The following is a 23,425-nucleotide window of genomic DNA, read 5'->3' as shown; positions in this document are numbered from 1 at the left end:
CGGTGCGGCCGATCGCAAGTCGCTATCGCAGGGAGCTGGAGACGGCCCGCCGGAGTTGGCATAACCAGGCATGGCCGGAGGTTTCGACGGCAGGCGCGTCGGGAAGACACCGCATGATCCGCAACATCGACATCGACCTGATGCGCTGCCTGGTGACCATCGCCGAGAAGGGCAGTTTTACGCGGGCGGCGGCTGCGCTGTTCCGCAGCCAGTCGACGATCAGTTCGCAGGTGCGCCGGCTGGAGGAGCTGGTCGGCCACACCTTGCTGCAGCGCTCGCCCCATGAAGTGGCGCTGACGCGCGCCGGCGAGGATTTCCTGGGTTATGCGCGCCGCATCGTGGCGCTGCATGACGAGGCGCTCGACGTCGCCGATGCGCAGAGCGTGAGCGGGCCGGTGCGGCTGGCGGTGATGGACGACTATGCCACGATCGTGCTGCCGGAGACGCTCGCCCGCTTCGTGCGCTCCCATCCCGATGTCGAGCTCGAGGTCACGACCGGCTTCACCCGGGACCTGCTGACCAGGCTCGGCGAAGAGTTCGACCTCGTGCTCACGACCCAGAAGCAGGGCGACGGGCGCGGCGAGGTGCTGCGCAGCGAACGGACGCTCTGGGCCTGCTCCGACCGGCATGGCCTGTCGCTGGAACATGGCCTGTCACTGGAACAGCCCCTCAAGCTTGCTCTGCTCAGCGCGCCCAACATGTACCGGGAATGGGGGCTCGCTGCCCTGAACGCGGCGGGGCTGAGCTGGCGCATCCTGTTCAGCAGCTCCAGCATCGGCGCGGTCGAGGCCATGGCGGCTTCGGGCGCCGCCCTGACCATCGTCAAGGCCGGCACGGCGCGGCCGGGCTTGCGCCTGCTCGACACGGCCGACGGCTTGCCGGCCCTGCCGGCCTCCGAGATCGCGCTGCACATGGCGCCTGGCCGGGCCAGCCCCGCCATGCGGGCGCTCTGCGACTTCCTGCGGCAGGCGCTGACGCAAGGCGGCGATGGAGACGCGCCTGACGACGGCTCCTCTGGGTGAGGGCTGTGAAGCTAAGGCTGTGGCACTGGCGGCGTGTCCCGTCATTGCGAGGAGCGTCAGCGACGAAGCAATCCAGGAGGGCTCGCTCTACGCCTCCCTGGATTGCTTCGCTGCGCTCGCAATGACGATGCGGCCCCGTCTCTCAGGATGAGGGCTCGCGAAATTGCCAAACGGCGCTCAGGCCTCCGCCGTCCCCTTCCCCGCCACACCAGCCTGAGCGAAGGTCGCCATGCCGGAATGGATCGCGGCGGCGGCCTTGACCAGCGAGGCGGCGAGCGCAGCGCCCGTGCCCTCGCCCAGCCGCATGTCGAGCGCCAAAAGCGGCTGCTTGCCGAGCCGGGCCAGGACCTGCGCATGCGCGCCCTCGGCCGAGAGATGGCCGGCGAGGCAATGGTCGATCGATGACGGCTCCAGCGCGTGCAGGATCGCAGCGGCGGCGGTGACGACATAGCCGTCGAGAATGACCGGGATACGCTGCGAGCGCGCGGCGATGATGGCACCGCAGATCGCCGCGATCTCGCGCCCGCCGAAGCGGCGCAGGACCTCGAGCGGGTCGCTGAGATGGGCGGCGTGCAGGGCGAGCCCCGCCTCGACGGCGGCGACCTTGCGCTTCAGACCCGCATCATCGACGCCGGTGCCGCGGCCGCACCAGATCGCGGCATCGCCGCCATAGAGCGCGGCGTAAATCGCAGCTGCCGAGGTGGTGTTGCCGATGCCCATCTCGCCAAGACAAAGCAGATCAGCCCCGCCCGCGAGCGCCTCCATGCCGAAGGCCATGGTGGCGACGCAGGCGCGCTCATCAAGCGCGTCCCCTTGCGTGAAATCGCCGGTCGGCAGGTCGAGCGCCAGGTCGAAGACCTTGAAGCCGATATCGAAGGCCGCGCAGATCTGGTTGATCGCCGCGCCGCCGGCGGCGAAATTCTCCAGCATCTGGCGCGTGACCGCCTGCGGAAAGGCGGAGACGCCCTGGGCCACGACGCCATGATTGCCGGCGAAGACGCAGACCAGCGGCCGGTCGACGCGCGGAATCGGCTTGGCCTGCCAGGCGGCGAGCCATTCGGCAATCTCCTCCATGCGGCCGAGGCTGCCGGCGGGCTTGGTCAGCTCCTTGTCGCGGGCACGCACCGCATTGGCCGCAGCCATGTCGGGGCCGGGCATGGCGGCAATGAGCTGGCGGATATCGTCGAAGGGCAAGCCGGAAGCGGGCATGGGCGTCTCGTCGGGCGATGCGGAGATGGGCACCGGGCGCTTCGCCATGGCGGCCGGCTCGCCGCTGCTGCTATAGGCTCGCACGCATGAAGACAATCGAGGACAACGGGACGGCATGAGCGAAACAGCATGAGCGAGACGCAGGCCGAGAGCACAAACACCCCGCAAGACGAGCCGACATTTCAGGACGAGCCGTCATTGCAGGACGAGCCGACTTGGCCGGGCTGGCTGGCGGCAACCGCGATCTGCGTGCGCTTCTATTCGCGGCTGCCGTTTCCGCGCCTGGCGAGCGAAGGCGAGGTCCACGCCATGCCGGACTTCCGGCTGGTACCGCGCGCCCTGCCGCTCGCCGCCCTCCTCATCGCGCTGCCCGCCGCGCTGATCCTGCTGGGCGCGGGCCTTGCCGGCATCAACCCGACGCTTTCAGCCGTGCTCGCCGTCACCGCGCTCGTGCTCACCACCGGGGCCTTCCATGAGGACGGTCTCGCCGACGCCGCTGACGGGCTGTTCGGCGGACATACCCCGGAACGGCGCCTGGAGATCATGAAGGACAGCCGCGTCGGCACTTTTGGGGCGATGGCGCTGAGCTTGTCGCTGCTGCTGCGGGTCACCGCGCTGGCCGCGATCCTGGCGGCGGCGGGCCCCTGGGCGGCGGCCGGCGCTGTCCTCATCGCCGCGCCCTGGTCGCGCGCGGAGGGCATCTATCTGCTCGCGACCGAGAAACCGGCGCGCATGGAGGGCACATCAGTGGCGGTCGGCCGGCCGACGGGACGCACGGCCTTGATCGCATTTTGCCTGTCGGCTGCCTTTGCGATCGTTCTCGACACCTCGCTTTCCCCGCCCCCCTTCGGCCTGGTGCTCGGCTGGTTCCTCAGCTTCGGCACCGGGATAGTCTTCAAGCGGCTCTGCCGCCGCCTGATCGGCGGGCAGACCGGCGATATCGTCGGCGCGATGCAGCAGCTCTCCGAAATCGCGATCTATCTCGGCTTCGCACTCATGCTGGGGGCGGCCAAGCTGTGACCACTGCGTCGAGTCCAGTCATATCGAGTCCCTGCATCAAGATCTGCGTGATCGACCCCGCCAGCAAGCTCTGCCAGGGCTGCGGCCGGACGCTCCCGGAATCGCGCAATGGGCTGGCATGAGCGAGGCCGAGCGGCTGGCGGTGATGGCGCTGCTGCCGGAACGCATGCGGGCGCAAGTCGATCGAAACTGAACACCCGCGGCCCGTCATTGCGAGCACCCGGTCTTGCCTTCGGCAAGCCCGAGTACAGGCTCAGCGAAGCAATCCAGGGGGACTGGCGACGCGTCTTACCCAGTCCTCCTGGATTGCTTCGTCGCTTCGCTCCTCGCAATGACGGGTGCGGCGCCGAGCGGGCTTATTCCGACCCTGCCGCTGTTGCGACGAGCGCTTCGCCCGCCAGCCGGTAGAAGATTTTCTCCCGCTGCGCGACCGCGCCCAGGCTCTCATAGAAGCGCAGCAATTCGGGATTGGCGGCGTCCGCCGTCCAGTCGAGACGCTTATGGCCGCGCGCCAAGGCGAGGTCGGCAAGCGCGCGCATGAGGGCGCGGCCGATGCCGGCCCCGCGCGCCTCACGCGCCACGTAAAGCTCCTTCAGGAAGAAGCCCGAGGTCAGGCCGGGTCCGGGATAGATCGCCGCCGCCGCGGCGAAGCCGAGCAGCGCCGCGCCATCCCCAGCGATCAGAAGCTCGACGCCGGCAGGCGGTGACGCGATGCCGGCCAGGATCTGCGCCGGCTCCGGGCACGGCACGCGGTAATGCCCCTGCATCTCGACCATCAGCGCCACCAGCGCCGGATGGTCGGCTTGCGTGAGATGGCGAATGCAGATTTTCCGGGTCTGGGCTGCCATCACTTGCCTCCCTCCATCACTTGCCCCTTCAGAACTTGCCCCTTCAGACAAGCAGCGACCAGAGGAAGCGCGAGGCGATGACCAGCAGGAACAGCCCGAAGGCCACCTCCAGCTTGCGCTTCGAGAGCCTATGCGCCAGGCGCGCGCCGATCGGGGCCGTCCAGATCGAGGTCGGGATGAAGAGCAGGAAACCGATGAAGGAGACATAGCCGAGCGAGAGCGGCGGCAGCAGGTCCATCTTCGGCCAGCCGGCATAGATGAAGCCGAGCGCGCCGGGGATCGAGATCAGGACGCCCAGCCCCGAGGAGGTCGCAACGGCCTGGTGGATCGGGCGGCCATAGAAGGTCATGAACAGGCTCGACAATTGGCCGCCGCCGATGCCCATCAGGGCCGAGAGCACGCCGATGATGCCGCCATAGACCGTCATCAACGGCCGGCCCGGCATCTCGGAGCCGAGCTGCCAGCGATCCGAAGCGAAGAGCAAGCGCATGGCGCTGGCAACCGCGACGACGACGAAGACGATCTTGAACAGATCAGGCGGCGCGAAGCGGGCGACATAGCTGCCGAGGAGGACGCCGAGCACGACCGGCACGGCCCAGACCTTGAGGATGTCGAGATCGACCAGCCCCTTGGCGCGATGGGCGTTGAAGGAGCGGATCGAGGTCGGAATGATGATGGCGAGCGAGGTGCCGACGCAAAGCGGCATGCGCACCTCTTCGGGCACGCCGATGACGCGGAAGACCTCGTAGAGCACGGGTACGATGACCGCGCCGCCGCCGACACCGAAAAGACCCGCGAGCACGCCGGTGAAGGCGCCTGCGACGATGAGCGAGACGGCGAGGAAGACGAGATCGCCGATCGGTATTCCAGCAAACATGGGATGAGCCCGGTGATTTTCAGGCGCATCCTGTGGGCGATTTCGTCCGCGACGGCAAGGCGCCTGCGGCAGAGCCGGCATGCCAAGGCAGGATGGACTGGACAGGAGCCAGGCAAGCAAGAGCCGGACCGTGGCGGGGCTCTTCCCATGCGGCTGCGGCAAGGCAGCCCCCTTGCCACGGGGGCTCGACCGCGCGCAACTGTGCGGCCGATCCTGAGACCTGCGTCCTTCGCAGGAGCGATGTTCTAAACGTTTGAAATCGACGCCGCTGCAACCCATCATCGGAAAGGATCGGAGGCCACTCGGAGAGGGCGCGCAGCACCCGGACTAAATCGTTTCAATCAATAAAAATTGAGGGAGGTTATGATGACAGACCCCTATGAAGCGACATCCCAGCAAGGCGCGCTTTCGCGGCGAGCCCTGATCAGAGCGACCGGCGCCGGCGTGCTCGCCGCGGCAGCCGGCCCCGTTCTGGCGCAGACTGCAGCCACCCCCGCCGCACCGCCGACCACCGTCACCAACCCGCCGCGCGATTTCAGCCCGCGCGGCGCGCCTACGACCTATTTCTGGGACCCCGACATCATCGCGGTCGATCCCTCCTTCAACGGCCTGGCGCAGCCCAACAGCGCCATCAAGCGGCTCTGGACCGGCGGGCTCTGGCTGGAAGGGCCGGCCTGGAACGCGCAGGGGCGCTACCTGGTCTGGAGCGACATTCCCAACAACCGGCAACTGCGCTGGATCGAGGATGACGGGCATGTCAGCGTCTTCCGCACGCCCTCGGGCAACAGCAACGGCAACAGCTTCGACTTCCAGGGCCGGCAGCTCTCCTGCGAGCATCTCAACCGCCGCGTCGTGCGCTATGAGCTCGACGGCTCGGCCACCGTGCTGGCCGACGCTTTCCAAGGCAAGAAGCTGAACTCGCCCAACGACATCGTCGCTCATCCCGACGGCAGCTACTGGTTCACCGACCCGCCCTATGGCGGCCAGCTCTATGAGGGCGCACCGGACGCGGCCGGCGGCCCGAGCAACGCCAATGGCAAGATCAATCCGCGACTCGGCCAGCCGCCGGGGGTGGGCCTCGCCAAGCGCGAACTGCCGACGAACTGCTACAGGATGGACCCGAGCGGGCGCATCGACCTCGTGGTCACCGAGCAGCAGGTGCCCGACCCCAACGGCCTGTGCTTCTCGCCCGATTACAAGAAGCTCTACGTCGCCTCGACCGGCAAGGGACCGGGCGACACCGGGCCGGGCGGCAAGGGCGACATCCATGTCTTCGATGTCGGCGCCGACAACAAGCTCTCGAACCAGAAGCTGTTCTCGAATTGCGTGATCGACGGCATCAATTGCGGGCCGGACGGCTTGCGCTGCGATGTCGAGGGCAATCTCTGGGCCTCGTCCAATGCCGGCCGCGCCGTCGGCTATAACGGCGTCACGGTGTTCAACCCCGAGGGCAAATTGATCGGCCGCATCCGGTTGCCGGAAATCTGCGGCAACATCTGCTTCGGCGGCCCCAAGCGCAACCGGCTGTTCATGGCCGCAAGCCAGTCGATCTACGCGGTCTATCTCGGCACGCAGGGCGCCGGGCCGGGCTGAATCAGCCTGATGTCACTCATGGAGGAGCCCCAGGGCGTGCCGCTCCGGGGCTTCTCCGTCATTCCGGCAGCCAAGCGGATGGCCTTTCACTGACGGCCTTCAGCAATGACCGATGGCGTTATTCTCCAGGCTGCGCACCTCGTCGAGAGGCGTCGCGGGGAACCCTTCTCCCGGATGGGAGAAGGGCAGGGATGAGGGCCTGCCGCTGATTGTTGGGGCGCAACCGCGCCGCTGCGCCTTCTACTGAGAGGGCACACCCTCACCCCTGCCCCTCTCACTGAACCCGGGTATACCCGGGTTCAGCACTCAGAGTGTCGAAGTCGGGTAAACCCGACTTCGATGCGGGAGAGGGGTTCCCCGCGCCCCGCCGAAGGCGTCGGCCTCAGGCGTCGAGGATCGGCGCGAAGCCGCCATGGATCAAGCGCTTGCCGTCGAAGGGCATCTCGCGCTGCATCCGCGGATCGGCCATGACCTTCTGCCAGCCGGCATCGCGGACCTCTTTTGAGGGCCACTCGATCCAGGAATAAACCACCTTCTCGTCACCCGTCGCCTTCACCGCCCGCTTGAAATCGGTGAGCTTGCCGTCGGGGACATCCTCGCCCCAGCTGTCGACGACGCGGGTGGCGCCGTGTTCGCATAAAACCGCGCCATGATCCCTGGCGAAGTCGCGATAGGCCTCCTTCTTGTCGGCCGGAACCGCGGCGACCATGCCGTCGACATAGGCCATGCCACCGCGGGCGCCCTGCTGGGCGAGCGAGGCGAAGCCGCCATGGATCATGCGCTTGCCGTCGAAGGGCATGGACGCGCCCATCTCCTCCATGCGCGGGTCGCTCATCATCTTCTCATTTGCGGCGTCGGCGGCAGCCTTGTCGGGAAATTCGAGCCAGGAGAAGACGACGACCTCGTCTGGCGTCGCCTGCACCGCGCCCTTGAAGTCGGTCAGCTTGCCGTCGGGGACGTCGTCGCCCCAGGCCTCGACGATGCGGGTCGCGCCGAACTCCCTGAAGATCGGGGCGGCCTCAGCGGCATGCTTGCGATAGGCCTCCTTGTTCGCGGCCGGAACGGCGACGACGAATCCCTGCACATACATCATGGTTTCACTCCCATAGGTTCGAGGCGGGTTAGTTCGAGACCGGTTGGAAAGAACCGGCAGCCAGCGCCACACTCGATGAAGCGGGCGCCAAAACGCCGCGGCACGGGCTCAGAGCCCATTTGGAAACTCCAGCCCTCATCCTGAGGAGCCATTCGCCTGGAGCAGGCTGCTTAGGCTCGCAACCGCGCCGTCGTCCTGGGCTTCGCGCAGCGATGTCCCGGGATCCATCGTAGAGTGCTGAGCCCTCCGATGGATCCCGGAGCTGCGCGGCTTCGCCGCTTGTCCAGGATGACGCGGCGTTTCCGAGCGTAAGCAGCATGCTCCAGGAGGCTCGCCTGCAAGCTGGAGCATCCTTCGAGACGCAGGCCGCGCCCGCTCCTCGGGATGAGGGCTGCGGGATATCTCATGCGGCCGGTCAGCTGCAGCAGGCGCTCGCGGTCGCCGGCTCGGGGGTCCCCTTCGCGGCGGGTTTGTCCTCGTAGCGATCATGATGGCGCATCCAGTCCATGATCTCGTCCTCATTGCGGCCCTTCGGCGTCATGTCGAGGAAGTTATAGGCGCCGACGAGCAGGTCGCAGCCGCGCTCATAGGACGAGTAGGTATGGAAGATCTCGCCCTGCTCGTTGCGATAGAACACCGAGAAGCCAGGCATCTCGCCGCCCTCCCCGTCACGCGTCTCGTAATTGTATTCATAGCGGCCGGCGGCCTGTTCGGCTGGGCTCGGCGAGACGTGGAAATCGTAGTTGAAGTCGCTGCCGGCCGAGGAGACCCAGTCGAAATCCCACCCCATGCGCCGCTTGAAGGCCTGGAACTCGGCGAAGGGCGCGCGCGAGACCGCCACCAGGCTGACGTCATGGTGCTTCAGATGAAGATTGGCACCGTCGAAATGGTCGGAGACGAAGGAGCAGCCCGAGCAGCCCTCCGTCCAGCCCGGCCCGAACATGAAATGATAGATCACGAGCTGGCTGTTTTCGCCGAACAGATCCGCCAGCGTCAGGCGGCCATCGCGCCCCTCGAAGACATAGTCCTTGTCGACCCTGACCCAGGGCAAGGCGCGCCGCTCGGCGCTCAAGGCATCGCGCTGCCGAGTGAACGCCTTTTCGTGGGCGAGATGGGTCTTGCGGGCTAAGAGCCATTCATCGCGGGATACGACTTGATGTTGCATCGTCTCGTCTCCGTGTTGGGCCGGGCGTTCTGTCGACGGGACATTGTTGTCGACGGAACATGACCCGGTCGGTTTTCCCCCAAGCTGTTCCCGATCGCATGCGCGATCAGGCGAACAGCGCCTCCAGCTTGGCCATCGAGCCGGTCCAGCCATGGGTGTGGCCCTTGACCGCCTGCTCGTCGAAGAGCTGCTCATGCAGCAGCGTCAGGATGGTGATCGCGCCATCGGGCTTCAATGTGACCGTGACGCGCGAGACGCGCTCGGGCGTCGTCACCCAGGACCAGCTGAAGACCAGCCGCTCGTTCTCGACGACCTCGTGATAGGCGCCCGAAACCTGGTGCCGCTCGCCGGTGTTTTCCAGCATCACGATGCGGTAGACGCCGCCGACCCGGACATCGAGCTCGGCCTCCAGCGTCTCGACGTTTTCCGGCCCGAACCAGCGCGTCAGCAGCTTGGGGTCGGTCCAGGCCCGATAGACCTCGGCGGGGCTCGCGTTCAAGCGCCGCTTCATCGTCAGGCTCGGAGTGGTCTTGATCGGATTGGTTTTGGCTCGAGCGTCCATCGCATCGCCTCCCGGCGCGTTTCTTGTTTCAGGCGCCGCCCTTGTTCGGGCGTCGTCTTTCAGATCTTGTCTTTCAGATCCTGACCCTGGCGCTGTGCGTTCAGCATCGCCTCCAGCGCGTCGAGGCGCTGTGTCCAGAACCGTTGGTAGCGCGCGAGCCAGCCCATCGCCTCCTCCATCGGTTCCGCGTTGAGGCGGCACGACACCGTGCGCCCCTGCTTCGAGCGCGTGACCAGCCCGGCGTCGGAGAGCACGTCGAGATGCTTCATGATCGCCGGCAGCGAGACCGGAAAAGGTCGCGCCAGGTCGCTGATCGAGAGCCCGTCCTCACCGTCAAGACGCGCCAGCAGCGCCCGCCGCGTCGGATCGGACAGAGCGGAGAAGGTGCGGTCGAGCTGCGCCTCTTGAAACTTAACCATTGAGTTAAGTTTAGACACGTGACACGGCGCCGTCAAGCCTCGCGATGGGCGGCCACGGCAGGAAGTCTGGATGCTGCAGGTCAGCGTCCAGATAAGCTTCAGGGGAAGGCGAAGAGCGGGGAGGAAGCAGAAGCCGCTCCCAACTCCTCCGCGCTGGACAGAAGCCACGGGCTGATCTCTGCCATCCTCGAGGCCGTCATGCGGATCGTAGGACCGGCCACGCTGACCGTACCGACGGGCGTGCCCTGCCCTCTTCGCCGTATCGCAGTGGCAATGGCGGATGTTCCGATCTCGTAGGCTTCGGTCACGGTGGCGAAGTTCTGTGCCCGCGCTATCTCGACTTGGGAACGCAGGGAAACGATATCGTTGGGAGCGTTGGGACCAACACCAGACGTCTTTATGCCTTGCTTCTCGACAAGGCGCTGAACCTCGGAATTCGGCAGGCAGGCGAGCCAGGCCTGGCCGTTGGCCGTCGCGGGAAGATACACCTCCGTACCGGTATCGGGCGTATAGAACAGGCCGCTCCGGGTGCTCTGCGACTTTGCAACCCATGTCAGGCGATCACCTTCGACAACGGCGAGCCTGACGAGTTCCCCGGTCCGCTTGGCGAGATCGTCGAGAATGGGCTGTACGAGATCCGTGATCCCGCTTGCTCCGAGATAAGCGAGGCCGAGCGCAGCGAGCCTGACGCGAAGTCGGATCAGACCGGAGCCTTGATCGATGGTGACAAAGTCGCCATCGGCGAGGCCGGCGAGAAGCCGGTCCGTAGCAGATACAGGAATTGCAAGACGCGCCGCGATGTCCCGCAGGGCAAGGCCTGAGGGGAATTGGGCGAGAAGCTCCAGGATGGCCAGGGCGCGGATCCGGCTCGACATCCTAGTGCTCCGCTCGATCGAAGATAGGGAGGCCAGCGCCCTTCTGTCCGATCTCCCTCGCCGCATCGACGAGAGCCGGAGTGATGCGATCCATCATGCTCTCAGTCATGCGGATGCAGGGTCCCGCGACGCTGACGGTGCCGATGGGCACGGCCCCGTCAGCTCGGAAGATCGGGACAGCCACCGCCGCGGTACCTGCCTCATACGTCTCGAAGATCTTGGCGCAGCCGGCGGCGCGAGCTCGTTCGACGAAGTCTAGGAGCTCCTTCAGCGAGCGCGGCGCGTTGGGGCCGTAGCCCTCTCGTTTGAATCCCTGCTTCGCGACGAGTTGCAAGACCTCTTCATCGTCGAGACACGACAGCCAGGCATGGCCGTTGGACGTCGCTGCGAGATAGACCTCCGCCCCTTCATCCGGATTGTAGAGCAGGCCCCTTCGGGCGCCTTGAGCCTTCGCCAGCCTTATCAGCCGCCCGGCGTCGATGACCGCTAACGTGACGAGCTCACCGGTCTCTTCAGCCAGGCGGTCAAGTACGGGCTGGACCCGGCTGGTTGCCCCGGCCGCCGATAAATAGGTGAATCCCAGCGCGACGATCTTCGCGGTCAGGCGATAGGCGCCACCTTCGTAATCCTGCCTGACATATCCCTCATCACGCAGGTCGCCGAGCAGGCGATGCGTCGCGCTCCGAGGAATGGCGAGGTCATCGGCAATCGTCATCAAGGGCAGGCCGGACGCATGCCGCGACAATAGCTCGACGATTGCGACAGCCCTGTCCATCGGCACCTCCATTCCACAGTGGAACATATTCCAATTGGAACGCAGTGTCACGCGCGTTGACAAATATGGAATGATGTTCACAATGGAATTAATTCCAGTTCTGACGGCGATGGTCTGTGACAACAATTTTCCAATCAGATGCGAGACAGCAGTGAACGCGCTGACGGGCCGTTCCAGCATCCCCTGCCCTTCGGGCGCGACGAGGTTGTTCGCCGTGATCGGGGATCCTGTCGCGCAGGTCATGGCTCCCGAATTGATGAACCCGCTGTTCCTCGATCGGGGCTGCGACGCCGTTCTCACCGCGGTCGAGGTGAAGCCGGAGCACCTCTCGATCGTTCTTGCCGGGCTGAAACAGATCGCCAACCTCGACGGCATCCTGGTGACAGTGCCCCACAAGTTTGCCGTCTGCTCTCAGATCGACGCTGCCAGCGAGGCGGTGACACTTGCCGGATCGGCTAACGCGCTGCGCCGTGAACCCGATGGCTCATGGCGCGGCGACAATTTCGACGGCGCAGGGTTCGTGCGCGGCCTGCAAGGCGCTGGTCATGACCCCTCTGGAAAGGTCGTCAGCCTTGTCGGTGCCGGTGGCGCCGGCGTGTCCGTGGCCGCGGCTTTGATGATCGCCGGAGCCCGGCGGCTCCATGTGACCGACCTCTCCGCCGAGCGCGCCGGACGTCTTGTCGATCGCTTGTCGAAAAAGTGGCCCGGCCGGATTTCGTTGGCGGCAGCTCCGGATTCTCGGAGCGATATCGTCGTCAACGCGACGCCGCTTGGCCTGGTGGAAACCGATCCGCTGCCGTTCGACCCGGCCTTGCTGTCTGCGACCGCCGTCGTCGCCGACATCATCATGAAACCGGCGGAAACACGCCTGCTCAAAGCGGCGGCTGAGATCGGGCTCCCGACACACCCGGGCATCCACATGCTGACCAACCAAGTGGAACTCTACCGGGAGTTTTTCCGCATTCCATAAGAACAACGATCCCCACGCAAAGAGGGGGCGCCTGGAGGAAGCATGACCTACGAATTCGATTTCTCGGTGCTCCTGCCGTATTGGGAGCAGTTCCTGCGCGGGTGCTGGCTGACGGTCCTGCTATCGACGATCGCCATTCTGGCGGGCCTCTCGATCGGCATCGTGACTGCGCTCGCCAAGCAGAGCCCGATCGCCTGGGTGCGCCTCGCCGCCACGACCTATGTCGAGGCGATCCGCAACACGCCCTTTCTCGTCCAGGTCTTCTTCATCTATTTCGGTCTGCCGGCGATAGGCATCAGCTTCCAGCCGTGGAGCGCCGCCGTGCTCGCCTTGAGCCTGAACTGCGGCGCCTTCTCGGCCGAGGTCATTCGCGGCGGCATCGACGCGATCTCGCGCGGACAGTTCGAAGCCGGCGCCGCGCTTGGGCTCAAGCGGCTGCAGGTCTACCGCTACATCGTCCTCAAGCCGGCGCTTCGGATCATCTTCCCGGCCCTCTCCGGCCAGTTCGTGCTCGCGCTCCTCACCACGAGCATCGTCTCGTCGATCTCGGCGGAAGAACTGACCTCGATAGCCCAGTCGATCGATACGCTGACCTTCAGGAGCTTCGAGATCTATGTCGTGACCACGGTCCTGTACCTGGTGATGGCGCTGGGCTTCGCTCACATCTTCAAGGCTGTCGATCGCGCCTACTTCTCCTATCCGGTGAAGTGAGGCGTCATGATCAGGCAATTCGGCCTCTCCGAGATCCTGTCGATCCTGGCCGGCGTCCAGTCGACGGTCATGCTGTCGCTGGTGGCCTTCGCGGGCGGTGGCATCGTTGGCCTCGCCATCGCCCTGATGCGGACCTCCGAGAGATCCTGGCTGCAGCGGATCGCCAGCGGCTATATCGACTTCTTCCAGGGCACGCCGCTGCTGATGCAGCTCTTCCTCGTGTTCTACGGCCTGCCCGTGTTCGGCTACAAGGTCGGCCCCTGGACGGCCGTCAGCATCGGCCTGACCCTCCACGCGAGCGCCTTCCTCGGGGAGATCTGGCGCGGCTCGATCCAGGCCGTCCCGAAGGGCCAGACCGAGGCCGCCAAGGCGCTTGGCCTCAGCTACTTCAACCGGATGCAGGACGTCGTCCTTCCGCAGGCGATGCGGATCTCGATCGCCCCGACAGTGAGCTTCCTCGTTCAGCTCATCAAAGGAACGTCCCTCGCGGCGATCGTCGGATTCGTCGAGCTGTCGCGATCGGCTCAGATGATAGCAAGTACGACCTACAAGCCTCTATTGGCCTACGGCTTCGCAGCGATCGTCTATTTCATCATATGCTTTCCGCTCTCGCGCTTCAGCATGAAGATCGAGAAGAGATTTCAAGTAAAAACCTAAATCAACAAGGCGGAATGATCCGCAGGAGGAGGAAACATGCAAATGATCTCTCGCATTCGCGGTGCGCTCTTGGGCGCGGCGTTCGCCTTGGCGGTCGCTCCGCTCAGCCTCGGCAATGCCGCCGCGCAGACCGTCGATTCCATCAAGAAGGGCGGCGTGCTCAAGATCGGATCCCAGGTAGCGCAGGTTCCGTGGGGCTTCACCGACGGCGCCGGCAAGCTCACCGGTTTCGACATCGAGCTCGGCGAGATGCTGGCCAAGGATCTCGGTGTGAAGGTCGAGGTCACGCCGGTGACGTCGAGCAACCGCGTCGCCGCCCTCCTGACCGGACAGGTGGACGTTCTGGCAGCCGTCATGGGCATCTTCGCCGACCGGCAGAAGGTCGTGCTCTTCGCACGCCCCTACACGACGAACGACACGATCTACATCGGCAAGACCGGAGCGAACATCAAAGGCTGGGATGATCTCAAGGGGCTTCGCGTCGGCGTTCCCCGCGGCACGCCGCAGGACATCGCGGTGACCAAGGCCGCACCTGCCGGAACGGTCATTCAGAGGTTCGATGATGACGCCAGCACCGTCCAGGCGCTGATCGCCGGACAGGTCGACGTCATCGGCGGTGCGGCGACCCAGGTGCCCAACATCGCGCAGGTCGCCGGTCCCGGAAAATACGAGGAGAAGTTCGTCGTCGCTCGCGCGTTCAATGCTTTCGCGGTTCGACCGGCCTCGCGCGAATGGGCCAATTACCTCAGCGATTTCGTGGCGCGCAAGGTCGAAAGCGGTGAGATCAAGGCCCTCTACAAGAAGTGGATCGGAGGCGAACTCGCCGCGATGCCGACCACGGGGGAAGGCGAAGCCGCCCTGCCGATCTCGATGGTGAAGTGATGGCCATGGCGGGCGGCGACCTGCCGCCCGCCGTCCCTCCCGCGTGTTTTTGAGAGCAGCGACATGAACCTAGCGCCTTGTGGCTCAACCGAGACAGCGCCTGCTGCAGAGCAATCGCCGATCATCGCCATCTCCGGCTTGCAGAAGTGGTACGATAGCTTCCACGCCCTCAAGGACATCGACCTCGATGTTCAGCGGGGAGAGCGGATCGTCATCTGCGGCCCGTCGGGGTCGGGCAAGTCGACCCTGATACGCTGCATCAACAGCCTCGAGCGCTACCAGGGCGGTCGCATCGTCGTGGACGGTTTCGACCTCGGCGAAGGCGAGAAGAGTATCGACGCCGTGCGCGGCGAAGTCGGCATGGTGTTCCAGCAGTTCAACCTCTTCCCGCATCTCACGGTGAAGCAGAACTGCATGCTCGCCCCGATGAGGGTGCGCGGCATCGCCAGGGATCGCGCCGCTGAACTCGCGATGACCTATCTGGAGCGCGTGCGCATCGCAGAGCAGGCGGAGAAATATCCCGCCGAACTGTCCGGCGGGCAGCAGCAGCGCGTCGCCATCGCGCGTGCACTCTGCATGAACCCCAAGGTGATGCTGTTCGACGAGCCGACCTCGGCGCTCGACCCCGAGATGGTCAAGGAAGTGCTCGACACCATGGTCGGTCTCGCCGAGGACGGCATGACGATGCTGTGCGTCACGCATGAAATGGGCTTTGCCCGAAGCGTCGCGGACCGGGTCATTTTCATGGACCGCGGCGAGATCATCGAAAGCGACAAGCCCGGCCCCTTCTTCGCCAACCCGAAGAATCCGCGGACACAGGCCTTCCTCGGCCAACTGCTCCATCACTGACCCAACCCGTTTCAAAGACGCCAGGCCAGTCGCGCAACAGCCGCACGACGACGACGCATCGCGAGGACATCATCATGCTTCCCGGCAAACTCTATGACGAGATCAAGGTGGGGGACGAGCAACTGACTCCCCGCGTGACTGTTACCGAAGGACACGTTCTCGCCTATGCCGGCGTGGCCGGGGACTTCTCGCCCGTCCACATGGACGAGGTCTACGCGCAGTCGACGGTATTCGGTGGCCGTATCGCCCATGGTCTCATGGGCCTTTCCCTGACCGACGGGCTCAAGGTCCAGTCAGGGTTCTTCAGAGACGGCATCGCCCTGGGCTGGACCTGGAACTTCAAGAAGCCGATCCAGATCGGCGACACCCTGCAGGTGAAGTTCAAGGTGGCCGACATGCGCATCCCGAAAAGCCGGAGCGACATGGGCATCCTGTTCATCGCGATCGAACTGATCAACCAGCGCGGCGAGGTCGTTCAAGAGGGTGAGCATCGTCTCATGGTGCCGAGACAGTCGGCGGAGAGCCGAGAGGCCGTCCAATGACCCGCAACAAATTCATGACCGCCGAAGCCGCCGTCGGGCTGATCAAGGATGGCGACACGGTCGCACTCGTGGGCGGCGGCGGTGGCCTCATGGAGGCCACGCATACGTTTCGCGCGGTGTCGCGGCGGTTCCTGTCGACCGGCTATCCGCGTAACCTGAACGTCGTCCACGCGCTCGGCATCGGCGATAAGAAGAGCGAGGGGATGAATCACTTTGCCCATGAGGGCCTGGTGAAGCGCGTGATCGGCGGACACTGGGTTTGGTCGCCCAAGATGCAAGAGATGGCCCGGGACGATAAGATCGAAGCCTACGTCCTTCCGAGCGGCTGCGTCATGCAGTTATACCGCGAGATCGGCGGCAAGCGACCTGGCCTCTTCAGCCATGTCGGCCTTGGCACCTTCGTTGATCCACGCCACCAAGGCGGCAAGATGAACAGCGCCGCCAGGGAGGACCTCGTCGAGGTCGTCACGATCGGCGGCCAGGAACTCCTCTGGTACAAGTCGTTCCCGATCAACGTCGCCATCATCCGCGGCTCTTTCGGGGATCCCGATGGCAATATCAGCCTGGATCAGGAGGCTGCGAACGTGGATGTCTACGCGGCCGCGCTCGCGGCCCATAACTCCGGCGGAATCGTCATCGCGCAGGTCCGCACGGCGGTCGACCTGAATTCGCTTCCAGCCCGCTCCGTGCGCGTTCCAGGCGCCATCGTCGACGCGGTCGTGGTCGATCCTGATCAACGCATGAGCTATGATCTGCCTTACGATCCCCTGATCTCCGGGGAGAGGCGCGGGCCGGTCATCATCGACCCGCCCGAGCCGCTGAACGTCCGCACGTTGATCGCGCGGCGCGCCTATCAGGAGCTCAAAGACGGCGATGTCATCAACTTCGGCGTCGGCATCGGTGAAGGTGTCGCCAAGATGGTCGCCGAGCGGGGCGAGGTCGGGCGTTACTACCAGACCATCGAGCACGGCACCTATGGCGGCGCACTCCTCGTCGGGCTGCTGTTCGGGTTCGCGCGAAGCGCCTCGGCGATGATCGACGGGCCGTCGCAGTTCGACTTCTACGCAGGAGGCGGTCTCGATACCGCCTTCCTGGGCTTCGGCGAGCTCGATGCGGTCGGTGACGTCAACGTCTCCAAATTGGGCGGTCTGACCGTTGGGCCAGGGGGGTTCATGGACATCGCCCAAAACGCCAAGAAGGTGGTGTTCTGCGGCACCTTCGACGCCAAGGGCGGGAAGGTCGCCATCGGCGACGGAAAGCTCTCCATCCACAGTCACGGCAGCGTGCGCAAGCTCGTGAGCAAGGTCGAGCAGATCACATATTCTGGTCGCCAGGCCCTGAAGCGCGGGCATGAGGCCGTTTTCGTCACCGAGCGAGCGGTCTTCAGGCTGACGGATGAGGGGCTGCGGCTCGACGAGGTCGCGCCTGGTATCGATGTCCGTCGCGATATCCTCGACCGGATGGATTTCGCGCCGCTCATGCCGCGAGATCCGAAGGTCATGGATCAGGCCATATTCGCCGACTGAATGTCGGATCTGCATGATTGAAAAGGGGCCGCAGCCAAATGGAATACCGAAATCTGGGAAGCACCGGGCTGAAAGTCTCCCGGATCGCCCTGGGCTGCATGAGCTATGGAGATCCGTCCAAGGGCAATCATAGCTGGGTCATGACCGAGTCCGAGGGACAGCCGTTCTTCCGACGGGCGGTCGAGGCTGGCATCAACTTCTTCGACACCGCCAACGTCTACTCGGACGGCGCGAGCGAGGAGGTGCTAGGCCGCGCCATCCGAGAGTTCACGACCCGGGACGCCGCCGTCATCGCGACGAAGGCGTATGGTCGCATGCGGTCCGATGCCAACGGGCTCGGCCTGTCGCGAAAGGCGATCTTCTCGGAGGTCGATGCCAGCTTGCAGCGCTTGGGCACCGACTACATCGATCTCTACCAGATCCACCGCTGGGACTATGAGACACCGATCGAGGAGACGCTGGAGGCGCTCCACGATGTCGTTCGCGCAGGCAAGGCTCGCTATATCGGCGCATCCTCGATGTACGCTTGGCAGTTCATGAAGGCGCTGGGGCTGCAGCGCCAGAACGGCTGGGCGCGCTTCGTCTCGATGCAGAACCACCTGAATCTGCTCTATCGCGAGGAGGAAAGGGAGATGCTCCCGCTCTGCATCTCGGAAGGGATAGCCGTCGTGCCATGGTCGCCTCTTGCGCGAGGGCGGCTGACCCGCCCCTGGGAGGATACGCCGTCCACGGCCCGCGCCGCAGCCGATGAGGTCGGGAAGGCCTTCTACGCGAAGGCCCAGGAGGCGGACCGCATGGTCGTCGGCCGCGTTGGCGAGATCGCGGAGGCGCGCGGCATTCCACGCGCGCAGATCGCGCTGGCTTGGCTGCTTCACAAGAAAGGCGTCACGTCCCCGCTCGTCGGTGCGACCAAGATGCACCAGCTCGAGGATGCGCTCGCCGCCCTGGACGTCAGGCTGAGCGGAGAGGAAATCCAATCGCTGGAGGAACTCTACCCGCCCCACCTCCTGGCGGGATATGAGTGATCGATGCTGCCAGCCGCGGTGCGGTCTCAACCGCGTCCAGTCGGACGAGCCATTGATCCTTCATGCCCGCGCCATCCCAATGGCGCGCTCGGACATCTCTTCCGGGGCGCCCACGAGAACACCAAGATCAAGGCAGATTGTCCCGCAGGAAGATGTCGATCCCGATGCGTTCCTGATCCGCCACCAGCCGATCGCCTGAGCAATATGCCAGCAGCACGCGCGCCGCCGAGCGCGCTTCGTGACCTGGATCCTGGCTGATGATCGCGTCGATGTCGCCGTGCAGCAGGAAGCGGCGTGTATGCGGCGTCAATTCATGAGCGATCCAGACGATCTCCTGGGCACGACCGGCCTGCTGCAGCGCTGCTGCGATGCCACGGTTGCCGGCGCCCGCATTATAGAGACCGACGAGATCAGCATGCTGCCGTAACAGGGCCGCTGTCGCTGCCAGCGTTTGCTCGTTGTCGTCGCGCCCTTGTACCACTGGGAGCATGATCAGATCAGGAAATTCGCGCGCCATGACCTGATTGAAGCCATAGAGGCGCTCGGCATGGTCGCGCAGCGAAAGCGAACCGGCGACCACCGCGACGACGCCGTGGCGGCCTTGCAGGAAGCGGCCCATCAGCGTCGCCGCCGTGCGTCCCGCCGCGGGATTGTCGATGCCGACATAATGCAGGCGCCGCGCGCTCGGCACATCGGAGACCAGCGTGACGACGGGGACGCCGCGATCGGTGAGATCGTCGATGGCGGCGCGCACGCGCGGATGATCGAGCGCGATCGTCGCAACGCCGTGATAGCCGGGCAAGACGCCCTCGAGGACGCGCGCCAGCGCATCGGCATCAAAGACGTCGACATGCTCCACATCGATGAAGGCGCGCTGGGCGGCGAGCCACTCGGCGGTGCGCGCGACCTGCTCGCCCAACATGGTCATGAAGCTGTTGGCTCCGCTGGGCAGCACGAAGAGGAAGCGGAAGTTCTGATTGCGGGCGAGACGGGCCGCGGCGGGATCGGCCCGGTAGCCGAGCCTCGAGACGGCCGCCTCGACCCGCGCGATCGTCTTGTCGCGCACGCCGTCGCGGCGGTTGACGACGCGGTCCGCGGTCGCGAGCGACACGCCCGCGGCGCGCGCGACATCCTCCAATGTCGCCCGCTCCAGCGTCGCCCGGCCGACGACCCCTGCGCCGATGATCCCTGCGTCTCCAGCCCCCATTATCGCGCCGCCCAGAGCATCCCGCGCGTCAGCATGGTGCGTATCTCCGGTATATCCAGCTCATAGGCGCGGTGACCCAGCGAGCAGTAGAACACGCGGCCCTGCCCATAGCGCTTCTTCCATACGACCGGCATCTCGACGCCGTCGATCCAGGAGGCATGCTCGCCGCTGAACCGCGTCGTCGCCAAGACCTCGTTGGCGGGGTCGACATGCATGTAGTACTGCTCCGAACGGTGCTCGAAACCGGAGATGCCAGCCATGATCGGGTCATCGGGCCTCGTAATATCGACCTTGTAGTCGATGATGTTGCCGGGATGGGCAACCCACTGGCCGCCGCACATGAACTGGTAGTCCACAGAATCGCGGAACGCATCGCCCATGCCGCCATGGTGGCCGGCCAGCCCGACGCCGCCGCGGACGGCATCGCACAGCGCCAGCGCCTCCGGCTTCTCGATCTTCGACATCGTGTAAATCGGCACGATCAGGGAGAGATCGCGGATCGCGGGATCGAGGAAGACCTCCGTCGAGGTCTCGACGCGCACCTCGAACCCTTCAGCCTTCAGCCAGCCCCTCATCATCGAAGCGCAGAGATCGGGATCGTGACCCGCCCAGCCGCCCCATACGATCATCGCCTTGCGCATTCTCGTCATCCTCTAGCTTCGTTCAGTCGATCTGGCCGGTCGTGCGCCCGGCAGGCAGGGGAGCAGGTCTCTCGACACGGCTCTCGATGTTGATCCGGCGCCCCTCGTCGGCCGATTTCTGGAATGCCTCCATCACCTCGAGGACGTGGAAGGCGAGTGCGCCGCTGGCGCGATGCGGGCGGCCTGCAATGATCGCGGCAGCCATGTCGGCAACGCCGATCGAGCGGAACTCGCCATCGGTATGGCCATGCGAAAGGGCAACCGATTCCCAACTGCCCCGCGGCTTGGCGATCTTGACCTCGCCGCCGAATTTGTTCGGATCGGGCACCAGCAGGCTTGCCTTGTCACCATGTATCTCGATCGGCGAATGGCTGTGCTGAGGCACGTCGAAGCTCATCGTGATCGAGACCACGGCACCGCTCTCGAACTCCAGCGTCCCGGCGACATGGGTTTCGACCTCGACCGGGATCAGCGCGCCGTTCATCGGCTGGCTGGTGACGCGCCTCTCGGAGCGCGGCCGCGCCGTCGACCCCATCACGCCGGCCACCGGCCCCAGCAACTGCACCAGATCGGTGATGTAGTAGGGCCCCATGTCGAGCATCGGGCCGCCGCCGCGCAGATAGTAGAAACCCGGCGCCGGATGCCAGCTCTCATGGCCGGGGCAGCCGAAAAAGGCGCTGCCGGCCACCGGCGTGCCGATCGCGCCGTCGTCGATCAGCTTCCGCGCGGTCTGGTGGCCACCGCCGAGGAACGTGTCCGGCGCGCAGCCGACGCGCAGATCTTTCTGGGCGGCGAGATCCATGACCTTGCGGGCCTCGACCGTGTTGATGCCAAGCGGCTTCTCGGAGTGGACATGCTTGCCGGCATTGAGCACCGCGAGGCTGACATCGGTATGGGCGAGCGGCACGGTCAGGTTGACGACGATCTCGACGTCGTCGCGCTTGAGGAGTTCGCCCACGCGCAGCCCGGGTACGCCGAACTCGGCGCCACGCTTCTCCGCCGCGGCGCTGCGCATATCTGCGACGGCCTTGAGCTCCACCATCGGAAACTGCCGCATCGCCTCAAGATATTTCGTGCTGATGTTGCCGCAGCCAATAATGCCGATTCCGACTTTGCGCATTCTTGTCTCCATAGCTGATGTCCGAGGCCGGTTGTTCGAGACGCGCTCAGCCCTTGACCGCGCCGGCGGTGAGGCCCGCGACGATGTGTTTCTGAGCAAAGATGAAGAGCAGGATCGTCGGCAGCAGCGTCAGCGTGATGAACGCCAGGATCAGGTGCCATTCCGACGAGAATTCGCCCTGGTAGATCATGATGCCGAGCGGCCAGGGATAAAGCTGCTCGGAATTCAGCATCACCAGAGGCATCAGGTAGCTGTTCCAGCTGTGGACGAAGGTGATGGTGCCGACGGTCGCGAGAATCGGTCGCGACAGAGGCAGCGTGACGTGACGGAAGAAGGCGAAGTAGCTGCAACCATCAACGAGCGCAGCCTCCAGCAACTCGTGGGGCAGATCCTTGAAGAAGCGCCGCAGGAGCAGGATGCTCATGGCCAGGCTGAAGGCGACCTGAGGCAGAATAACGCCGAAATAATTGTCCAGCAGGCCGAGATCGCGAACCTTGATGAAGAGCGGCAGGATCGCGGTGGCGGCCGGGAACAACAGTCCCATGGTGAGATAGCTCAGCAGCATGGAGCTGCCGAAGAAATGGATGTGAGCGAAGGCGAAGGCCGCCATCGAGGCCACGATCAGCGTCAGGACGACGGTGAAGCTCCCGATCACGAACGAGTTCCACAGCAACTGCCAGTAGCGTTTGGATAACAGGATGTCCGTGTAGTTCTGCCACTCCCAGGTCTGCGGCAGGCCGAACGGATTGGTGCGCAGCTCGCCCAGCGTCTTGAAGCCGCCGAGCAAGGTTGCCAGCAGCGGCACGGCGACGAATGCCGCCACCAGCGCGAGGAACAGCACCTTGTAGACCAGGACGAGATCGAGCGGCCGGCGGCCAGCGATGGACGTGTCATTCATCGCGCATGAACCAGCGTTTATAGGTGATGGCGAAGGTGACGCAGATCACGAACAGGATCACGCCGATGGCGCTGCCATAGCCGACGCGCATGCGCGAGACACCGTGGATGTAAAGGAAACTGACCATCGTGTTGGAGGAGTCGGCCGGCCCGCCCCGGGTCAGCGGCATCACGAGGTCGAAGAGCTGCAGTGAGCCGACGACGGCGAAGAACACCGAGAGGCGGATCGTCGGGTAAAGCAGCGGGATCACCACATAGCGCAGCACCTGCCAGCGCGAGGCGCCGTCGATCCGCGCCGCCTCGACCAGATTTCGGTCCATGCCCTGCAGCGCGGCGATGAACAGCATCATGTGGAAGCCGAAATACTTCCAGACGACGACGACCAGGATGGCCAGCATCGAGGTCTGCGTGCTGGCGAGCAGATGCGGCGCCTCGGCCCCGAACGTCCTGTAGATGGATGCGAGAAGCCCATAATTGCCGTCATAGATGAAGCTGAAGATCAGGCCGGTCGCGACCTCGGCCAGCACATAGGGCAGGAAGAACAGCATTCGCAGCGCCACCGAGCCGCGAAACTTGTCGGCGAGCATGAGAGCCAGCGTCAGGGCCAGAGGCAGCTGGATCACCAGCGACACCGCGATGATCAGCAGGTTGTTGCGAAACGCCGTGCCGAAGCCGCGCGAATCGAAGACGAAGCGGTAATTGTCGAAGCCGATCCAGCGCGTCGGGCTGCCAAACCCGTTCCAGTTGAATCCGGAATACCAGGCTGCCTCGCCAATCGGCAGCACCACGAACACGGTGAACAGCAGCAGTGCCGGCGGCAGGAACAGCAGGAGCGAGGCGAGGCGCCCGTCGCTCGCCGCTCTCCGGCGAGCACCGGAGGCTGCAGGCTTGCCGCTCATGACGGCTGCTCCGCTGTAATGAGACATCGGTGTCGCTCGCA

At 65.0% G+C, this 23,425-nt stretch carries 25 protein-coding genes and 1 pseudogene; 12 read left to right on the top strand and 14 right to left on the bottom strand.

The genetic code is table 11. The features are described from left to right. Nucleotides 1-113: 113 nt before the first annotated feature. Nucleotides 114-1,022 carry a LysR substrate-binding domain-containing protein gene (locus tag BHK69_RS13730; protein ID WP_069690594.1) on the top strand — a complete coding sequence of 303 codons (909 nt, stop codon included), beginning with the start codon at nt 114-116 and terminating at the stop codon, nt 1,020-1,022. A 177-nt stretch (nt 1,023-1,199) separates the two neighbouring features. Here the strand turns inward: BHK69_RS13730 and cobT are convergent, their stop codons facing one another. Next, a complete protein-coding gene (gene cobT, locus BHK69_RS13725) occupies nt 1,200-2,231 on the bottom strand; it encodes a nicotinate-nucleotide--dimethylbenzimidazole phosphoribosyltransferase (protein WP_069693635.1) in 1,032 nt (343 codons plus the stop codon). A 129-nt stretch (nt 2,232-2,360) separates the two neighbouring features. Between cobT and BHK69_RS13720 the strand changes: the two genes are divergently transcribed. Continuing rightward, on the top strand, nt 2,361-3,251 hold the full coding sequence (locus BHK69_RS13720; RefSeq protein ID WP_069690593.1) for an adenosylcobinamide-GDP ribazoletransferase: 891 nt from the start codon (nt 2,361-2,363) through the stop codon (nt 3,249-3,251). Further along, a pseudogene (locus BHK69_RS31990) lies at nt 3,248-3,444 on the top strand (DUF1289 domain-containing protein). Before BHK69_RS13720 ends, BHK69_RS31990 begins: the two are co-directional and overlap by 4 nt. 163 nt (nt 3,445-3,607) lie before the next feature. Here BHK69_RS31990 and BHK69_RS13715 read toward each other — a convergent pair. Both BHK69_RS13715 and BHK69_RS13710 read right to left on the bottom strand, forming a co-directional pair. Beyond that, on the bottom strand, nt 3,608-4,099 hold the full coding sequence (locus tag BHK69_RS13715; protein WP_069690592.1) for a GNAT family N-acetyltransferase: 492 nt from the start codon (nt 4,097-4,099) through the stop codon (nt 3,608-3,610). 43 nt (nt 4,100-4,142) lie between these two features. After that, a complete protein-coding gene (locus BHK69_RS13710) occupies nt 4,143-4,976 on the bottom strand; it encodes a sulfite exporter TauE/SafE family protein (RefSeq protein WP_069690591.1) in 834 nt (277 codons plus the stop codon). Nucleotides 4,977-5,342: 366 nt separating this feature from the next. On the opposite strand from BHK69_RS13710, the gene BHK69_RS13705 reads away from it, so the two are divergent. After that, a complete protein-coding gene (locus tag BHK69_RS13705) occupies nt 5,343-6,569 on the top strand; it encodes an SMP-30/gluconolactonase/LRE family protein (protein WP_069693634.1) in 1,227 nt (408 codons plus the stop codon). Nucleotides 6,570-6,951: 382 nt separating this feature from the next. Here BHK69_RS13705 and BHK69_RS13700 read toward each other — a convergent pair whose 3' ends face one another. From BHK69_RS13700 to BHK69_RS31985, 6 genes are all read right to left on the bottom strand, one after another. Continuing rightward, on the bottom strand, nt 6,952-7,662 hold the full coding sequence (locus BHK69_RS13700) for a DUF1428 domain-containing protein (RefSeq protein ID WP_069690590.1): 711 nt from the start codon (nt 7,660-7,662) through the stop codon (nt 6,952-6,954). A gap of 415 nt (nt 7,663-8,077) precedes the next feature. Next, nucleotides 8,078-8,827, bottom strand: a complete 750-nt coding sequence (locus tag BHK69_RS13695) for a DUF899 domain-containing protein (RefSeq protein ID WP_069690589.1) — start codon at nt 8,825-8,827, stop codon at nt 8,078-8,080. Nucleotides 8,828-8,933: 106 nt separating this feature from the next. Continuing rightward, nucleotides 8,934-9,389 (bottom strand): SRPBCC family protein, encoded by a 456-nt coding sequence (locus BHK69_RS13690; RefSeq protein ID WP_069690588.1) that lies wholly within the window; start codon nt 9,387-9,389, stop codon nt 8,934-8,936. A gap of 59 nt (nt 9,390-9,448) precedes the next feature. Beyond that, nucleotides 9,449-9,808, bottom strand: a complete 360-nt coding sequence (locus BHK69_RS13685) for an ArsR/SmtB family transcription factor (RefSeq protein ID WP_069690587.1) — start codon at nt 9,806-9,808, stop codon at nt 9,449-9,451. Nucleotides 9,809-9,906: 98 nt separating this feature from the next. After that, nucleotides 9,907-10,683 carry an IclR family transcriptional regulator gene (locus BHK69_RS13680; protein ID WP_069690586.1) on the bottom strand — a complete coding sequence of 259 codons (777 nt, stop codon included), beginning with the start codon at nt 10,681-10,683 and terminating at the stop codon, nt 9,907-9,909. A gap of 1 nt (nt 10,684) precedes the next feature. Further along, complete coding sequence (locus tag BHK69_RS31985) at nt 10,685-11,638, bottom strand: IclR family transcriptional regulator (protein WP_199579138.1); 954 nt, start codon at nt 11,636-11,638, stop codon at nt 10,685-10,687. On the opposite strand from BHK69_RS31985, the gene BHK69_RS13670 reads away from it, so the two are divergent. From BHK69_RS13670 to BHK69_RS13635, 8 genes are all read left to right on the top strand, one after another. Next, nucleotides 11,610-12,428, top strand: coding sequence for a shikimate dehydrogenase family protein (locus tag BHK69_RS13670; RefSeq protein ID WP_199579135.1), 819 nt, complete (start codon nt 11,610-11,612; stop codon nt 12,426-12,428). The two genes, BHK69_RS31985 and BHK69_RS13670, sit on opposite strands and share 29 nt — an antisense overlap. A gap of 42 nt (nt 12,429-12,470) precedes the next feature. Beyond that, on the top strand, nt 12,471-13,139 hold the full coding sequence (locus tag BHK69_RS13665; RefSeq protein ID WP_069690584.1) for an amino acid ABC transporter permease: 669 nt from the start codon (nt 12,471-12,473) through the stop codon (nt 13,137-13,139). Between the two features lie 6 nt (nt 13,140-13,145). Continuing rightward, nucleotides 13,146-13,796 (top strand): amino acid ABC transporter permease, encoded by a 651-nt coding sequence (locus tag BHK69_RS13660; protein ID WP_069690583.1) that lies wholly within the window; start codon nt 13,146-13,148, stop codon nt 13,794-13,796. A gap of 36 nt (nt 13,797-13,832) precedes the next feature. After that, complete coding sequence (locus tag BHK69_RS13655) at nt 13,833-14,678, top strand: transporter substrate-binding domain-containing protein (protein ID WP_069690582.1); 846 nt, start codon at nt 13,833-13,835, stop codon at nt 14,676-14,678. A gap of 63 nt (nt 14,679-14,741) precedes the next feature. Further along, nucleotides 14,742-15,527: an amino acid ABC transporter ATP-binding protein gene (locus BHK69_RS13650; protein ID WP_069690581.1), complete on the top strand. Its 786-nt coding sequence runs from the start codon at nt 14,742-14,744 to the stop codon at nt 15,525-15,527. A gap of 74 nt (nt 15,528-15,601) precedes the next feature. After that, nucleotides 15,602-16,069, top strand: a complete 468-nt coding sequence (locus BHK69_RS13645) for a MaoC family dehydratase (protein ID WP_069690580.1) — start codon at nt 15,602-15,604, stop codon at nt 16,067-16,069. Further along, a complete protein-coding gene (locus BHK69_RS13640; protein WP_069690579.1) occupies nt 16,066-17,595 on the top strand; it encodes an acyl CoA:acetate/3-ketoacid CoA transferase in 1,530 nt (509 codons plus the stop codon). The genes BHK69_RS13645 and BHK69_RS13640 overlap by 4 nt, the downstream gene beginning before the upstream one ends. A 38-nt stretch (nt 17,596-17,633) precedes the next feature. Beyond that, nucleotides 17,634-18,620 (top strand): aldo/keto reductase, encoded by a 987-nt coding sequence (locus BHK69_RS13635; protein WP_069690578.1) that lies wholly within the window; start codon nt 17,634-17,636, stop codon nt 18,618-18,620. A 127-nt stretch (nt 18,621-18,747) separates the two neighbouring features. Here the strand turns inward: BHK69_RS13635 and BHK69_RS13630 are convergent, their stop codons facing one another. Genes BHK69_RS13630 through BHK69_RS13610 form a run of 5 tightly spaced genes read right to left on the bottom strand, consistent with a single transcriptional unit; the run spans nt 18,748 to nt 23,384 of the window. After that, nucleotides 18,748-19,827, bottom strand: a complete 1,080-nt coding sequence (locus BHK69_RS13630; RefSeq protein WP_069690577.1) for a LacI family DNA-binding transcriptional regulator — start codon at nt 19,825-19,827, stop codon at nt 18,748-18,750. Beyond that, entirely contained in the window at nt 19,827-20,468 is a 642-nt protein-coding gene (locus tag BHK69_RS13625) for a ThuA domain-containing protein (protein ID WP_069690576.1), read from the bottom strand. Before BHK69_RS13625 ends, BHK69_RS13630 begins: the two co-directional genes overlap by 1 nt. 22 nt (nt 20,469-20,490) lie before the next feature. Then, a complete protein-coding gene (locus BHK69_RS13620) occupies nt 20,491-21,588 on the bottom strand; it encodes a Gfo/Idh/MocA family protein (protein ID WP_069690575.1) in 1,098 nt (365 codons plus the stop codon). 46 nt (nt 21,589-21,634) lie between these two features. After that, nucleotides 21,635-22,486, bottom strand: coding sequence for a carbohydrate ABC transporter permease (locus BHK69_RS13615; protein ID WP_069690574.1), 852 nt, complete (start codon nt 22,484-22,486; stop codon nt 21,635-21,637). After that, on the bottom strand, nt 22,479-23,384 hold the full coding sequence (locus tag BHK69_RS13610; RefSeq protein ID WP_244548493.1) for a carbohydrate ABC transporter permease: 906 nt from the start codon (nt 23,382-23,384) through the stop codon (nt 22,479-22,481). The genes BHK69_RS13615 and BHK69_RS13610 overlap by 8 nt, the downstream gene beginning before the upstream one ends. Between the last annotated feature and the right edge of the window lie 41 nt (nt 23,385-23,425).

The organism is Bosea vaviloviae, from assembly GCF_001741865.1.
In the GTDB taxonomy this organism is placed as follows: domain Bacteria; phylum Pseudomonadota; class Alphaproteobacteria; order Rhizobiales; family Beijerinckiaceae; genus Allobosea; species Allobosea vaviloviae.
The sequence above is the reverse complement of the archived record's forward strand: the minus strand, read 5'-3'. Positions and strand labels throughout refer to the sequence as shown.